Raw genomic sequence first — 13,950 nt, forward strand, 5'->3', positions numbered from 1 at the left:
ATTCGAATATGAAGAATTGTTGGGCTTGGATATGAAGAATAGATGGGTTTAATGAAGTACGTGGGGAGCTGACATAAAAAGGACGCTGATCGTGTGACTCTCCTCCAGGAAGGCGGGAAGGTATAGAGGATTAGGACTGTTTCGGGGATGTTCCCAAGCAGATTTAGAACTAAGGTGTGAGGATATGGCTGCTTACCCGCCATATCTGGAACAACTTGAACCGGATATGTCCATAGAACAGGAGTAAGGGCTATGATCGCTCCTACTCCTGTTTGAGCTGTGCGTGATGCGATATGGACAAACTCACCGAGTTGGGTTAAAGCAGGTGAATTAGCTAAAACGGTCGCGAATTTAGCGGACACCAATGACCTTATTTGCCGAATTAAGCGCCGTATTCTAAAATAACGGACTCCAGATCCGTTATCTTAGGATTTGTTTAGGTAAATGCCGCCTTTTGTAAGGAATAGCGGATCCTTGGTCCGGAAGTTTCCGGAAAACCGCCATTTTCCCTCAAATAAGGTACTCTCGGTCCGTTAGCTCCACTAAAGCAGCGTGCAGCCACCGCAGTCGACTCTAATTTTAATGCACATGCCATTACTATCCGTATGTTAGTCTCACCCTAACGGGCTAGCCGGAAGGGTCACTGGTTACTGCATGAATCTAGTCGACAGCCCTCCAAGCCTGCTCCGGACCACACACCGTGCGCACAGGGAGCAGTGCGCACAGGGAGCAGCCCGCACAGGGAGCAGTGAGCACAGGGAGCAGCCCGCACAGGGAGCAGTGAGCACAGGGAGCAGCCCGCACAGGGAGCATTGCGCACAGGGGGCTGTGAGCACAGGGAGCAGAACGCACAGAGAGCAGTACACACAAGGAGCAACCCGCAAGGTGCGTGCTGCCATGCCAAGCACACCCCGAGGGCCACGCACCGTGCGCACAGGGAGTTGTGCGCACGGATGATGCAGCCGCACGGCAGCGGCTTGTTAAAGATAGGTTAGCTGCATGATTACAGCACCTTCTCCAAAAAACTGATCGTACGCTCATGCTTCGGTTGGCCGAATACTTCCTCCGGCGGGCCTTCCTCTACGATATACCCGCCATCCATAAAGATCACCCGGTCCGCAACCTCGCGGGCAAAGCCCATCTCGTGCGTGACGATCATCATCGTCATGCCTTCGCGTGCCAGATCCTTCATGACGCCGAGCACTTCGCCGACCATCTCCGGGTCCAGTGCTGAAGTCGGCTCGTCAAACAGCATGATGTCCGGATTCATCGCCAGCGCCCGGGCGATCGCCACACGCTGCTTCTGACCGCCTGAAAGCTGGCTTGGGAAGGCCTCCGCTTTATCGGAGAGGCCTACTTGCTCCAGAAGCTTTAGCCCCGTGGCACGAGCCTCGGATGCGTTCTGCTTGCCCAGCTCGACCGGGGCAAATGTAATGTTCTTCAGCACGTTGAAGTGAGGGAACAGATTAAAATGCTGGAACACCATGCCGATGTTCTGGCGCGCCTTGTTGATGTCTGTTTTAGGGTCATTGATATCCTTGTCATGCACGAATACCCTGCCTGCCGTAATGTCCTCCAGACGATTGATGCAGCGCAGGAAGGTGCTTTTGCCGGAGCCCGAAGGCCCGATGACACAGACAACTTCGCCTTCCTGGACCTGCATGTTAATGCCCTTCAGCACCTCATTCGTGCCAAAGTTCTTCTTCAGTCCTTCTACGCGGATCTTATCCATGACGCACCTTCCCTTCCAGACGGCCCGAAATTTTGGTCAGAATCGTGATCACGACCAGATACATGATGGCGACCACGAGCCAGATATCAAACGAAGCGAACGTTCTTGCAATGATAATTTTCCCGGATTGGGTCAGTTCGACCAGACCGATTACCGACAGGATCGACGTATCCTTGAGCGTGATCACGAGCTGGTTAATAAAGGTCGGAATCATGACTTTGATGGCTTGGGGAATGATGATTTTCATCATGGCTTTGCGGTATGGCAGACCGAGCGAGCGGGCAGCCTCCAGCTGTCCAGGGTCAATGGATTGGATACCGCCCCGGATAATTTCCGTTACATAAGCACCGGCATTCAGGCTAAGTGTCAGGACCGCTGCCACGATCGGCGACATCGTGAAGCCGAGTGCCTGCGGAATACCAAAGTAGATGAAGAAGGCAAGGACTAGCAGCGGTATGCCGCGGAAAATGTCCACGAATACGGTTGCGATGCCTCGGAGCCATTTATTGCGTCCGACCTTCATAAAGCCGAATATCAACCCTAAGAAAAACGCGAAGAACAGCGATACGATGGTCAGCAGCAGTGTATTGCCAAGGCCCTTCAGCAGCGAAGGCAGCGACTCCACGATCAGCTCCCAGCGGCTTTGAGTCGCCGCGCCTACGGCATTTTCGCCAATGTATTTTGCCTTAATACGGTCATACTCCCCGTTTGCCCTCAAGTTAATCAAGCCGGCATTGAATTTCTCCAGAAGCTCTTGGTTCTGTCCTTTACTAACGGCAAATCCGTAGGAGGCGCCAGGGACCATATCCGTGACGATCTTCAGTCCGTTGTTCTGTTCGACTCCATAAGCCAATACGGGGAAGTCGTCAAAACAGGCAACGGAATTGCCGGTCCTGACATCGTCATACATCTGGGCCGAATCGTCAAAAGGTACGATGGTGAATCCGTACTTGGAGGATATGGATTCAGCAAAGCTGTAGCCCTCCGTACCGGTTTTGACGGCGACTTTTTTCCCTTTTAAATCCTCATACCCTTTGATGGACTCCTGATCCTGGCGAATGGCCATGACCACACCTGAGTTAAAATAAGGTTCGGAGAAGTCGAATTTCTGCTTCCGCTCATCCGTGATGCTCATGCCGGCAATGACACCGTCCACCTGATTGGCTTCCAGCGCCTGAACCGCCGCATTGAAACCGAGCGGCTTGACTTCATATTTGAAGTTCTGATCTTTCGCGATCGCATCCAGCAGATCCATGTCGATACCGACAAATTTGCCGCTTGCATCCTGGAATTCAAACGGAGCAAACGTTACGTCCGTTCCGATCTGATAGGTTTTACCGGAGGCTGGCTCTGCCGCGGCGCTTGCCGCCCCGTATGGCATGCCCGCTGCCATGAGTATCAGCAGTGACATGCACGCGTATAACATCCGGAATGATTTCATAGTGACCTCCTCTTTTTAACACCGATGTAGTTAGTTACCCATGAAGGCTTCCTTATTAAACAGTTGCCGTCATCTTCATTGGGTATCTTATTGTGCTGATCCACCAATCATGCCTAGATATACCAATTAACAGGGGCGTATCAACAAAGTTAAAGAAAAATCTCAAAACGCTCCGTTCCGGATGCAACATTTACCAATGCCCCCACGTTAGAAGGGTAAGGCAAGCATGGCAGCGATGCCAATATTGAAGGAGGCTGACAATAATGAAAAGATGGGTCAAACAAGTAGGTTCCATCATGATTGCAGGTGCACTGTTGACTGGAAGTACGGCTTTAGTAGGATTGAGCGGGGCAACCGAGGTGCATGCGGCGGAGGCGGCACAGCAAAACCTTCTTACCGTACTCGGTAAAGGCGAGATCTCGGTGAAGCCAGATATCGTATATCTTTCCATCGGGGCTGAATCATATGCGGAAACCGCAAAATCCGCACAGAAGAGCAATGCACAGAAAATGGATAAGATTACGAAGCTGTTGAAAGAAACATGGAAGATTGATGACAAGGATATCAAAACCGAACAGTTCTATGTCCAACCTAACTATACGTATTCCGATGATAATGGGCGTAAAGTGAAGAATTACAGCGCCTATCATTCCCTGGAAGTCACCCTTCGCGACTTGAGCAAAGTGGGCGATCTGCTTGATGCAGCGTCCGATGCCGGCGCCAATTCCATTGGTAACGCCCGTTTCTCGGTCGAGAACCGCGATGCCTTCGAAGCTCAAGTGATAGATAAAGCCATGGCGAATGCGGACCTGAAAGCCCAAGCTATGGCAAAGGCCTCCAAGCGCCAGTTGGGTATCGTGCTAAACATTGTGGAAGGTTCAGTTGGTGTAGATAACATCTATGGCCTCGAAAAAATGGCGATGGAAGCACAGTCTACTGCAGCGGACGCGGGCGCCAACACATCCGTGAAGCCGGGCGAAATCAAAATCTCGACGCAGCTGTACGTGCAATATGAGCTGAAATAGCAGCTGTTTTCGACTAAGAATACTGAAAACCGTTCATCCTGGTCTTTCCGGGTGAACGGTTTTTTGTGCATCCCTAATTCGGAAAATGAAATACCATAATCCGGTCCTATATCCGTGCCTTCCCCTGTCGAAATACGCAGAAAAGTGTTGTGTATGGGGGGAAAACGAGGTATAGTGAATATGCGAAAAACTGAACTTTATGTTAAACGTTAAAGCCATACCCATGGATATGGCTTTTTTTTTCTTAGTAGAGACTTCTAGACGCTTCCACCCTTAAGAAACGGATTCTGCCAACCTGAGCACGATAGGCAGTATGACCGTTTCTTCTTAGTGGGGAACGTTTTTGTGCATACTGGTTAGCAGGAATGTACACATGGATTAGGTCACATTTTGAAGAAGGGGTTGATGCATGTGATTGAACTTGTCCAGATCGAGAAGCATTTTCAGGGACAAGCGGTCGTGCATCCGCTGTCGCTCTCCATTAAAGAAGGGGAATTCCTGACTTTGCTGGGCCCCAGCGGCTGCGGCAAAACGACGATTCTCCGAATGATAGCAGGATTCGAACAGCCGACCAAAGGACAGGTCTGGCTGGCGGGTCAGAATGTGACGGAAATGCCTGCGAACAAGCGGGACTTGAATCTGGTATTCCAACACTATGCTCTGTTTCCGCATATGACCGTAGAAGACAATATCGCTTTTGGGTTGAAAATGAAAAAAATGCCGCGTCAGCTTATCAAGGAGCGGGTGGACGAGGCCGTTGCCATGACGCAGCTGACCCCCCTGCGGGAACGATTCCCGCACCAACTGTCCGGCGGACAGCAGCAGCGCGTGGCCATCGCCCGCGCCATCGCCAACAAACCGAAGGTACTGCTGCTGGATGAACCGCTTGGCGCGCTGGATTTGCAGCTGCGGAAGAACCTGCAGTCCGAGCTCAAGCATTTGCAGCGGACGCTCGGGATTACGTTTGTATATGTAACCCACGACCAAGAGGAAGCCATGATGCTCTCCGACCGGATCGTCATCATGAACCACGGACGGGTAGAGCAAATCGGCACGCCGCGCGAGATCTATGCGAAACCGCAAACGCTGTTTGCCGCCACGTTTGTTGGGGAGAATAACGTCTTCTCCTCGCCAGAGAGTCTTTTTGCCGTAAGGCCGGAGAAACTTATTCCGCAGCGGGAATCGGGTGCCAGGAAGAGCGGCGTGATCGAGGATGTGCAGTACCTCGGCAGTGTTCATAAGCTGCTGGTCCAATTGGATGATGAACCGATGAAGGTCACGATTGCCCTGGACATCTCGGATGACCATCCTTGGGAGGTTGGTGAACGGGTCGGGGTGAACTGGAACACCAAAGATGAGGTGATCATCGGGCCATGAGGAAATCAAGGTTCCTGCTGACTCCGGTGCTGCTGTGGTTATCCCTGTTCCTGATCGTTCCGATGCTGATTGTGGTCGGCATCTCCCTGCTCTCGCGGGATTCGCTGGGGAATATCGTTTTTTCCTTTAGTCTCGAAGGCTATAAAACCTTTTTTGACCCTTTATATTTGGGGATTTACTGGGATACCCTGGTATTGTCGCTGCTGACTACGGTGATTTGCTTGTTAGTCAGCTACCCTTTGGCCTATTATATAGCCAACGCTTCCCCGCGTATCCAAACCTGGGGATTAATTCTGATCACGGTCCCGTTCTGGATTAACTTTCTGATCCGGACCTATGCTTGGGTTCTCCTGCTCCGGACGCAAGGCGTGGTGAACAGTCTGCTGCTGTGGATGGGATGGATCGACGAGCCGATTCAGATGCTGTATACGTATGGCGCCGTACTTCTCGGCATGGTCTATAACTTCATCCCCTTCATGGTGCTGCCGATTTACGTGGCTCTGGAGCAGATGGACAAGCGTCTGCTGGATGCGGCCAGCGATCTGGGCGCTTCCAGATGGAAGGCATTCCGGCACATTACCTTCCCGCAAAGTAAATCCGGCATCATGACGGGAGCGGTTCTGGTGTATGTCTCGACTTCCGGGATGTTTGTAGTTACGGATATTTTGGGAGGCGCGAAGTCCTCCATGATCAGCAATATTATTCAGCAGCAGTTCCTGGGTGCACGTAACTGGCCCTTTGGAGCGGCGTTGTCGGTGATCTTTGTGATTACGTCCCTCGTGCTGATCCTGCTCTTTAACCGGGCGATGCAAGCCCGCCATCAACGCGTAGGGGAGGGGAGATAAGTGAAGAAGAAGAATCACCCGCTCCTCGGGATTCACTCTTTCCTTATGATGGCTTTCATCTATGTACCGATCATCATGATCATCATCTATTCCTTTAACAACACGCGGCTTAGCGGCAACTGGGAAGGATTTACGTTGGATTGGTATGTGTCGCTGTTCGAGAACCGGCACGTGATGGAAGCGCTGATGAACAGTTTGACGGTGGCGGTCATATCGACGATCGTTTCCACCCTGCTCGGAACCGCAGCGGCGCTCTCGCTTCGGAGTATGGGGCGCAGAGGTCGCAGCGGCATGAATGGGCTGCTGTATCTGCCGGTCATTATCCCGGATATCATTATGGGGCTGTCGCTGCTGGTTTTGTTCAGTCAACTTAATATGCCGCTCGGTAAAACGACCGTGATTATAGCCCATATCACCTTCAGTATGTCTTATGTATATGTTGTAGTTACGGCCAGATTGTCTGGAATGGGCAAACAGCTCGGTGAAGCGGCGCAGGATTTGGGAGCTACGCCTTGGCAGACGTTCCGGTACGTCACGCTGCCGCAGATTGCACCGGGCATTATCTCCGGCGCCTTGATTGCTTTTACGCTGTCATTAGATGACTTTATGGTCAGCTTTTTTGTCGCCGGTCCAAGCTCAACGACGCTGCCGATCTATATTTACGCTCAGGTGAAGCGCGGTATCTCGCCAGAGATTAACGCGCTGTGTACGCTGCTCATTCTGGTCAGCATCACGCTGATTCTGTTAGCGCAATATATTCTTAACCGCGGCAGCGGGGAAAAGAAACATAAAACATTACCGATTTAAGCGATAGAAACGCTTTTTTCGAAATAAAACATGGAACCGGAAAGAGAGGAGATATTGAATTGAAAAAATCAAGATGGACCCGCCTGCTGACGGCAGGTATGGTTGCGGTATTGTCTGTAGGACTGCTGGCTGGCTGCGGCTCAGATAAGGAGACGCTTCACATTTACAGCTGGGCGGATAACTTTGATCCCGAGGTGCTGAAGGACTTTGAAGAGAAGTTCGACGTGAAGGTAACCTACGACAATTACGCAAACAATGAAGACCTGCTGGCTAAAATCAAGGCTGGCGGCAGTGGATATGACCTCATTCAGCCGTCCGATTATATGGTGAAAACGATGATTGAATCGGAGCTGCTTGAGCCGCTTGATATGAATAATATCCCGAACTTCGTCAATCTTACGGATACTTTCAAAGATCCTTCTTATGACCCGGGCAATAAATATTCGATTGTCTACACGTCCGGTGTAACGGGAATTGCATATAACAAGAAGTATGTTAAGGACGAGATCAACGGCTGGGAAGACCTCTGGAACCCGGAATACAAGGGGAAAGTCCTGCTTCTGGACGACAACCGCGAAATGATCGGCATGGCGCTGAAGAAGCAGGGGAAATCAAACAGCAGTACGGATGAAGCGGAAATCACCGCAGCTACGGATGACCTGAAGACCTTGCTGCCCAATGTGCTCGCGTTTGATACGGATAATATCAAGCAGAAGATGATCCAAGAAGAAGGCTGGATTGCCACGGTCTGGTCCGGAGATGCGGCCTTTATTGCAGCGGAGAATCCGGATGTGGCGTATGTCGTGCCAGAAGAAGGGGCTACCATCTTCTCTGATAACTACGCGATTCCTAAGGGTGCCAAGAATAAAGAGCTGGCCGAGAAATTCATCAACTTCATGATGGAGCCTGAGGTCAGCGCCAAAAACTATGAATTCATCGGATACAGCAATCCGAACACCAAGGCGATGGAATTCCATAGCGAGGCATACCGCACCAATACGATGATCAACCTGACAGATGAAGAGCTGGGCCGTACCGAGTGGCTCGATAATGTCGGCGACTCGCTCTCAATCTATGATCGTCTATGGACCGAACTGAAAAGCGGTCGTTAATTATAGCTTACATTTTCATATTTTTGTAATAAAAAAGTCTGCCCCATTGGGGGCAGGCTCTTTTTTTGTTTGCGAAGAATAGGTCCTAAGACCCGGAATAGGAAAAAATAGCCGATTTATACGAATTGAACCACAACTTTGGAGCCCGTCTCGTTGTTATATATAAGGGAAGGACGCAAATGACATAAACGAGGTTTCTATGCGTTTAATCAGAAAAGGAGAAAGCGGCTTGAGCGATGTGATGGGCTTGTTGGTTATTGCGGGAATCGTGGCTGGTGTTGGAGCGGGGTTGCTTCTGAACTTCTTCAGGAAAAGCGCGCTGCATCTGCTGTTATTGAGTATTCACAGTGCACTCGTTGGCATCGGTTTTATTTTTCTTGCTTACGTTGTCCAAGGCAGTGAATTACTGCTGCTTGCGGGTTCATGTGCTCTCTTGTTCGGTGTGTTTCTTAGTGTAGCGGCGTGCGTACGGAAAGAATAATGAAAACATATAGGCCCTACGGCCTGGAATCAAAATTGTCACTGGCTTTGTTACCAATACATTGAAAGCTTTCCTTATAATGATTAAGGGTAATAGATTAACAACTAACGGAAACTTAATTTAACAAAGGTGGAATTCTGATATGAATCCTAAATTTCGTGTATGTGCATCATTAATTGCAACTAGCGTCCTGCTTGGCAGTCTGGGTTTGAGCGGACAGGTCATCGATGCAAGCGCCGCTAAGGCAACCGTTTCCGCCAGCCAAAAATCCTCAAAGAATGAAGTCGTACTGAAATGGAATGGCAAGACCCTGTCACAGAAAGGTCTCGTGCTGCACGGGGTAACTTATGTGCCGGCAACCGCTTTGCGGGACGGCCTGGGGATGCCTCTTAAATATGATGCAAAAAACCGTACGTATACACTGGGTAACGGTTATAACAAACTGAGCGCTATCGTATATGATTCAACTGAAATCGGTATTCTGGTGAATGGTTCGTATGCCGGCGAGCCTGGCGGACAGATCATGAATGGTCGTCTCTATGTGCCGTTCAAAACGATCAGCGAATACATGGGCGTTCAGGGGCAATGGAATCCTTCCCTGAAAACACTCAGCATGACACAGAAGAAGCAGAATGACATCACCATTAAATCGGTAGCGCTGAAGAAGAAGATTCAGGGCGTGGATGCCGTTGTGAACTATCCTGTAATCAGCGGACTCGATAATGCAGAGGTTCAAGCCGAGATCAACAAAGTGCTGAAAGAAAATGCGTCCGGCGTAATCACCGTTGCCGAAGGGAATGCTGAGGAATTCCCGCCGTCGGAATCCAGTTTCCCTTACGAATTCAGTGGTGACTTCGTGGTCCATTACAACCAGAACGACATCCTGAGCATTACGGCATACGATTACTCGTATACCGGCGGCGCCCATGGCATGACCTTCCGTAAAAGCTTCACGTTCTCCTTGAAGGATGGCAAGCAGATGAAGCTGGGCGATTTCATCAACATGCAGGGCAAGAACAAGCAGAAGCTGAACAACCTCGTGCTGAGCAAGATGAAGAAAGAAGGAGGCTATCTCGGCGGATTTGAGGGCGTGCCTGCCGATGCTGATTTTTATGTGAAAGATAATGCTGCGGTGCTGTACTTCCAGCTTTATGAGTACACGGCGTATGCTTATGGATTTCCGGAGTTTGAGCTGAAGCTGAAAGAGTGGAAGTAAGAGTATATGATAAGCGGTTTGTGTAAACTGTGATCATTTAATTTCATACCATAGCTTGTTGAGATATATGATGCTGTCCTGAAGTAACACTGTGCTGGAACCAATTGCGATAAATCCCTTGATCATGGAACGTGGAGAGTGTGTATTCTCCCTTCCAGCGATCAAGGGATTTTTTGTGTTTATCGAGGCAAATGGGTTTTCCTGTATTCCCCTCCCCTCAAGTTAAGGGAGGCCTTTTAGGAGGGGAGTGCCCTTACCGTCTTTATGTTTTATTGAAAAAATCGTACCGAAGTGAGAGTATCCTTGGAGGAGCAACGCGTTCGCCTTTGAAATCGGGAAACCTCCATATCCATTCATTCATGTTTCTCGATTTCAACAGCGACCGGAGGGGATACACTCACTATTTAGTACTCGAAGTTTTCAATGAATCCAGAGGATAGCAAAGGGCAGGCACCGGATAACGGCGCCTGCCCTTTGCTTCATTTCTTTTATAGTCCTTGCGGTGGTGTATTTTCCAGTACTTGATCGATCAGGCCATACTCTTTAGCTTCGTCAGCCGTCATGAAGTAGTCACGATCGGTATCCTTCTCAATGCGCTCCAGCGGTTGGCCCGTGCGTTCGGACAGGATGCGGTTCAGTTTGTCGCGCATTTTGAGAATGCGGCGAGCACGGATCTCAATATCCGTGGCTTGACCTTGTGCGCCGCCGAGCGGCTGGTGAATCATAATTTCGCTGTTAGGCAGACCGTAACGTTTGCCTTTAGCGCCTGCGTTGAGCAGGAATGCGCCCATGGAAGCAGCCATGCCGACACAGATCGTCGAAACGTCCGGCTTGATGAACTGCATCGTATCGAATATCGCCATACCTGCGGTAATGGAACCGCCAGGACTGTTGATGTAAAGATGAATATCCTTCTCAGGATCCTCAGCCGACAAGAACAGCATTTGAGCAATGATGGAATTGGCGACCACGTCATTTACGTCGGAGCCGAGGAAGATAATGCGGTCTTTCAGCAATCTGGAATAGATGTCGTATGCCCGCTCACCGCGGTTGCTTTGTTCAACGACCATAGGTATAAAACTCACGTGGAAAACCTCCTCTTAAGTACCTCATATAAATACTGTTACCGTATTACCCACATGATAAACAATTTAAATCAAAAAGTCAAAGATAGTCAAACTATTGGGTAAAAAAAAGAGCCGTCATGGGCACTTTAGGGTAATCAGTATAGAGAATAAAGATAAAATGGCGCGCCCGCGAGGAATCGAACCTCGATCTCAGGCTCCGGAGGCCTACGTCATATCCATTGGACCACGGGCGCATAAGAGAAACGTCTATCGACGTACATTCAAAGAAGACAAACCGCATTTAGCAGTAGTTTTTCTTGCGATATCAGGAAGCTGACTCCACGAAGTTGACACTTTCTGATATCTAAAAAAATTAGCAACGAAGTTGATTATACCGCATCTTTTTCAAAAATACAATAGCAGGCAAAACTTTGTTCCTATTATATAGACAAGCCTGTAGTTGGTCATAATGTATAAGAATGCCTGGGGCAGAGAAATATACTTTCGGACACTTGCAACCGGTCTGATTATTGGTTAGAATAAGGGTGGGACTTAAAAAGTTTGACTGGGACATTTTACGACCAGGCAGAGGAGAGCCGAGACGAAGTTTGCAGGAGTGGAATGCATGCGTAACCTATTAGAAATACAAGAGCAGCTTCTGCCGGATCTGATGGACACTCTTAAACGAAGGTATTCCATCCTTCATCAGATCAAGTTGTCCGGAATTGTTGGCCGAAGAACACTGGCTTCATCACTCTCGATGACCGAGCGTGTCCTCAGAGCAGAGACGGATCTTCTGAAAGCGCAAGGGCTAATCGAGATTGAAACGCTTGGCATGCGGATCAGCAGTTCAGGGGTATGTTTGCTGGAGGAACTGGAACCGGTTATGAATGAGTTATTCGGACTGGTTGAACTGGAAGAGAAGATCCGTCAGGCTTACGGGCTTCGTAAAGTGGTCATTATTCCCGGTGACAGTGAGTCATCTCCGGAAGTCAAACGCGAGCTTGGCCGTGCCGGAGCAAGAACGCTGCTAAGCTTTGTACAGGATGGAGATACGATTGCCGTAACAGGCGGCTCCACGCTTGCCGAAGTAGCAGAGCAGATGTCCTCTTTGCCTGGTGGCGAACCGCTGACAAGCACATGGTTTGTGCCTGCCCGGGGCGGTCTCGGAGAGAGTGTCGAGATTCAAGCGAACACCATTGCCTCTAAGATGGCTAAGCGCGTGGGAGCTGAGTACCGATTGCTGCACGTACCGGATCTGCTTAGCGAGGATGCCTACCAGTCTTTGGTGCAGGATCAGCATATCCAAGAGATTGTGGATGTGATCAGGCGCTGCCGAGTCATTATTCACGGCATCGGAGATGCCATGGAAATGGCAAGAAGACGCAAGCTGGATGAAGACTCGATTCAGAACTTGCAGGCCGATGGCGCGATTGCGGAATCCTTCGGCTACTACTTTAGTGAAGATGGCGAAGTTGTCCACAAAATGCTTACCCTCGGGCTGCGGCTTGAGGATATTATGCGGACAGAGACGATCATCGGCATTGCTGGGGGTCAAGGCAAGGGCAAGGCGATTCACGCGGTGCTGAAATTCGGACATGAGGATATTCTCGTTACCGATGAAGCCGCGGCACTGGAAGTCGAGAAGGAGATTGACGCCGGTATTTGAATCCACGGGCGTACAATTGATTTTTCATTATTGTTGTCTTGATTGGCTTAACGGCCAATCTTGAATATATAAATTTTACAAATATGGAGGGAACTACTCATGGTTAAAGTAGGTATTAACGGTTTTGGACGTATTGGACGTAACGTGTTCCGCGCTGCGCTGAACAACAGCGAAGTTGAAATCGTGGCAATCAACGATTTGACGGATGTAAAAACGCTGGCACACCTTTTGAAATATGACACAACTCACGGCAGACTTAATGCAACGGTTGAAGCTAAAGAAGGCGCACTCGTTGTAAACGGCCGTGAAGTGAAAGTATTCGCTGAGCGTAACCCAGAAGCATTGCCTTGGGCTGAGTATGGCGTAGAAATCGTTGTAGAATCCACTGGTATTTTCACAGCGAAAGACAAAGCTTCCGCTCACTTGAAAGGCGGCGCTAAGAAAGTTATCATCTCCGCTCCAGCAACTGACGAAGATATCACGATCGTTATGGGCGTTAACGAAGACAAATACGATGCAGCTAACCATACTGTAATCTCCAACGCTTCTTGTACGACAAACTGCTTGGCTCCTTTTGCTAAAGTTCTTGACGAGAAGTTCGGTATCGTTAAAGGTATGATGACTACAGTTCACTCCTACACGAATGACCAGCAAGTGCTTGATCTTCCGCACAAAGATCTGCGTCGTGCTCGTGCAGCTGCTGAGAACATCATTCCATCCACAACAGGTGCTGCTAAAGCGGTTAGCCTCGTTCTGCCACAATTGAAAGGCAAATTGAACGGTATGGCAATGCGTGTACCTACAAAGAACGTTTCCGTAACGGACCTCGTAGTTGAGCTGTCCAAAAACGTAACGCTTGAAGATGTAAACGGAGCACTGAAAGCTGCTGCTGAAGGCCCGCTCAAAGGCATCTTGAACTACTCCGAAGAGCCGCTTGTATCCAGCGACTACAATGGCGACCCAGCTTCTTCCACTATCGATTCGCTCTCCACTATGGTAGTTGGCGACAACATGGTGAAAGTTGTTTCTTGGTATGACAACGAGTGGGGCTACTCCAACCGTGTCGTTGACCTCGCTGCTTACATCGCAAGCAAAGGTCTGTAATTGATCTAGCCATACAATCGAAGAGGAGTTCCGTTTCACGGGTCTCCTCTTTGGTTCATGGTTTTTCCTTGTTT

13 protein-coding genes and 1 tRNA gene are annotated in these 13,950 nt (G+C 49.6%); 10 read left to right on the forward strand and 4 right to left on the reverse strand.

The window, feature by feature from the left end:
• The first annotated feature begins 654 nt into the window (after positions 1-654).
• Positions 655-957, forward strand: a complete 303-nt coding sequence (locus OHJ21_RS20970) for a hypothetical protein (protein WP_486021079.1) — start codon at positions 655-657, stop codon at positions 955-957.
• 46 nt (positions 958-1,003) lie between these two features.
• On the opposite strand, the gene OHJ21_RS20975 is transcribed toward OHJ21_RS20970, so the two are convergent.
• Both OHJ21_RS20975 and OHJ21_RS20980 read right to left on the reverse strand, forming a co-directional pair.
• Complete coding sequence (locus OHJ21_RS20975; RefSeq protein ID WP_486021080.1) at positions 1,004-1,732, reverse strand: amino acid ABC transporter ATP-binding protein; 729 nt, start codon at positions 1,730-1,732, stop codon at positions 1,004-1,006.
• Entirely contained in the window at positions 1,725-3,113 is a 1,389-nt protein-coding gene (locus tag OHJ21_RS20980; protein ID WP_486021301.1) for an amino acid ABC transporter substrate-binding protein/permease, read from the reverse strand. Before OHJ21_RS20980 ends, OHJ21_RS20975 begins: the two co-directional genes overlap by 8 nt.
• 323 nt (positions 3,114-3,436) lie before the next feature.
• Between OHJ21_RS20980 and OHJ21_RS20985 the strand changes: the two genes are divergently transcribed.
• From OHJ21_RS20985 to OHJ21_RS21015, 7 genes are all read left to right on the forward strand, one after another.
• Positions 3,437-4,198 carry an SIMPL domain-containing protein gene (locus tag OHJ21_RS20985; protein WP_100539584.1) on the forward strand — a complete coding sequence of 254 codons (762 nt, stop codon included), beginning with the start codon at positions 3,437-3,439 and terminating at the stop codon, positions 4,196-4,198.
• Positions 4,199-4,603: 405 nt separating this feature from the next.
• Positions 4,604-5,575, forward strand: a complete 972-nt coding sequence (locus tag OHJ21_RS20990; RefSeq protein ID WP_486021302.1) for an ABC transporter ATP-binding protein — start codon at positions 4,604-4,606, stop codon at positions 5,573-5,575.
• Positions 5,572-6,420, forward strand: a complete 849-nt coding sequence (locus OHJ21_RS20995; protein WP_100539586.1) for an ABC transporter permease — start codon at positions 5,572-5,574, stop codon at positions 6,418-6,420. Before OHJ21_RS20990 ends, OHJ21_RS20995 begins: the two co-directional genes overlap by 4 nt.
• On the forward strand, positions 6,421-7,227 hold the full coding sequence (locus OHJ21_RS21000; RefSeq protein WP_100539587.1) for an ABC transporter permease: 807 nt from the start codon (positions 6,421-6,423) through the stop codon (positions 7,225-7,227).
• Between the two features lie 59 nt (positions 7,228-7,286).
• The gene (locus OHJ21_RS21005) at positions 7,287-8,339 is read left to right on the forward strand and encodes an ABC transporter substrate-binding protein (RefSeq protein WP_486021081.1); all 1,053 of its coding nucleotides are present in this window, start codon (positions 7,287-7,289) and stop codon (positions 8,337-8,339) included.
• 199 nt (positions 8,340-8,538) lie between these two features.
• A complete protein-coding gene (locus OHJ21_RS21010) occupies positions 8,539-8,820 on the forward strand; it encodes a hypothetical protein (protein WP_486021082.1) in 282 nt (93 codons plus the stop codon).
• Between the two features lie 142 nt (positions 8,821-8,962).
• A complete protein-coding gene (locus tag OHJ21_RS21015) occupies positions 8,963-10,036 on the forward strand; it encodes a PdaC/SigV domain-containing protein (protein ID WP_326111831.1) in 1,074 nt (357 codons plus the stop codon).
• A gap of 488 nt (positions 10,037-10,524) precedes the next feature.
• On the opposite strand, the gene clpP is transcribed toward OHJ21_RS21015, so the two are convergent.
• The gene (gene clpP, locus OHJ21_RS21020) at positions 10,525-11,121 is read right to left on the reverse strand and encodes an ATP-dependent Clp endopeptidase proteolytic subunit ClpP (protein WP_009593635.1); all 597 of its coding nucleotides are present in this window, start codon (positions 11,119-11,121) and stop codon (positions 10,525-10,527) included.
• A 161-nt stretch (positions 11,122-11,282) separates the two neighbouring features.
• Positions 11,283-11,357 (reverse strand) — tRNA-Arg (locus tag OHJ21_RS21025).
• A gap of 371 nt (positions 11,358-11,728) precedes the next feature.
• On the opposite strand from OHJ21_RS21025, the gene OHJ21_RS21030 reads away from it, so the two are divergent.
• Complete coding sequence (locus OHJ21_RS21030) at positions 11,729-12,772, forward strand: sugar-binding transcriptional regulator (RefSeq protein ID WP_486021083.1); 1,044 nt, start codon at positions 11,729-11,731, stop codon at positions 12,770-12,772.
• A gap of 99 nt (positions 12,773-12,871) precedes the next feature.
• Positions 12,872-13,876 carry a type I glyceraldehyde-3-phosphate dehydrogenase gene (gene gap / locus OHJ21_RS21035; RefSeq protein WP_098741346.1) on the forward strand — a complete coding sequence of 335 codons (1,005 nt, stop codon included), beginning with the start codon at positions 12,872-12,874 and terminating at the stop codon, positions 13,874-13,876.
• The last annotated feature ends 74 nt before the right edge of the window (positions 13,877-13,950 follow it).

The organism is Virgibacillus sp. LDC1, from assembly GCF_025792345.1.
GTDB classification, from domain to species: Bacteria; Bacillota; Bacilli; order Paenibacillales; family Paenibacillaceae; genus Paenibacillus_AQ; species Paenibacillus_AQ lautus.

Bases quoted from the DNA above. Each gene is read 5' to 3' on its own strand.
- OHJ21_RS20970 (WP_486021079.1), top strand. From the start codon at position 655: ATGAATCTAGTCGACAGCCCTCCAAGCCTGCTCCGGACCACACACCGT.
- OHJ21_RS20975 (WP_486021080.1), bottom strand. From the start codon at position 1,732: ATGGATAAGATCCGCGTAGAAGGACTGAAGAAGAACTTTGGCACGAAT.
- OHJ21_RS20980 (WP_486021301.1), bottom strand. From the start codon at position 3,113: ATGCCATACGGGGCGGCAAGCGCCGCGGCAGAGCCAGCCTCCGGTAAA.
- OHJ21_RS20985 (WP_100539584.1), top strand. From the start codon at position 3,437: ATGAAAAGATGGGTCAAACAAGTAGGTTCCATCATGATTGCAGGTGCA.
- OHJ21_RS20990 (WP_486021302.1), top strand. From the start codon at position 4,604: ATGCATGTGATTGAACTTGTCCAGATCGAGAAGCATTTTCAGGGACAA.
- OHJ21_RS20995 (WP_100539586.1), top strand. From the start codon at position 5,572: ATGAGGAAATCAAGGTTCCTGCTGACTCCGGTGCTGCTGTGGTTATCC.
- OHJ21_RS21010 (WP_486021082.1), top strand. From the start codon at position 8,539: ATGCGTTTAATCAGAAAAGGAGAAAGCGGCTTGAGCGATGTGATGGGC.
- OHJ21_RS21015 (WP_326111831.1), top strand. From the start codon at position 8,963: ATGAATCCTAAATTTCGTGTATGTGCATCATTAATTGCAACTAGCGTC.
- OHJ21_RS21030 (WP_486021083.1), top strand. From the start codon at position 11,729: ATGCGTAACCTATTAGAAATACAAGAGCAGCTTCTGCCGGATCTGATG.
- gap (WP_098741346.1), top strand. From the start codon at position 12,872: ATGGTTAAAGTAGGTATTAACGGTTTTGGACGTATTGGACGTAACGTG.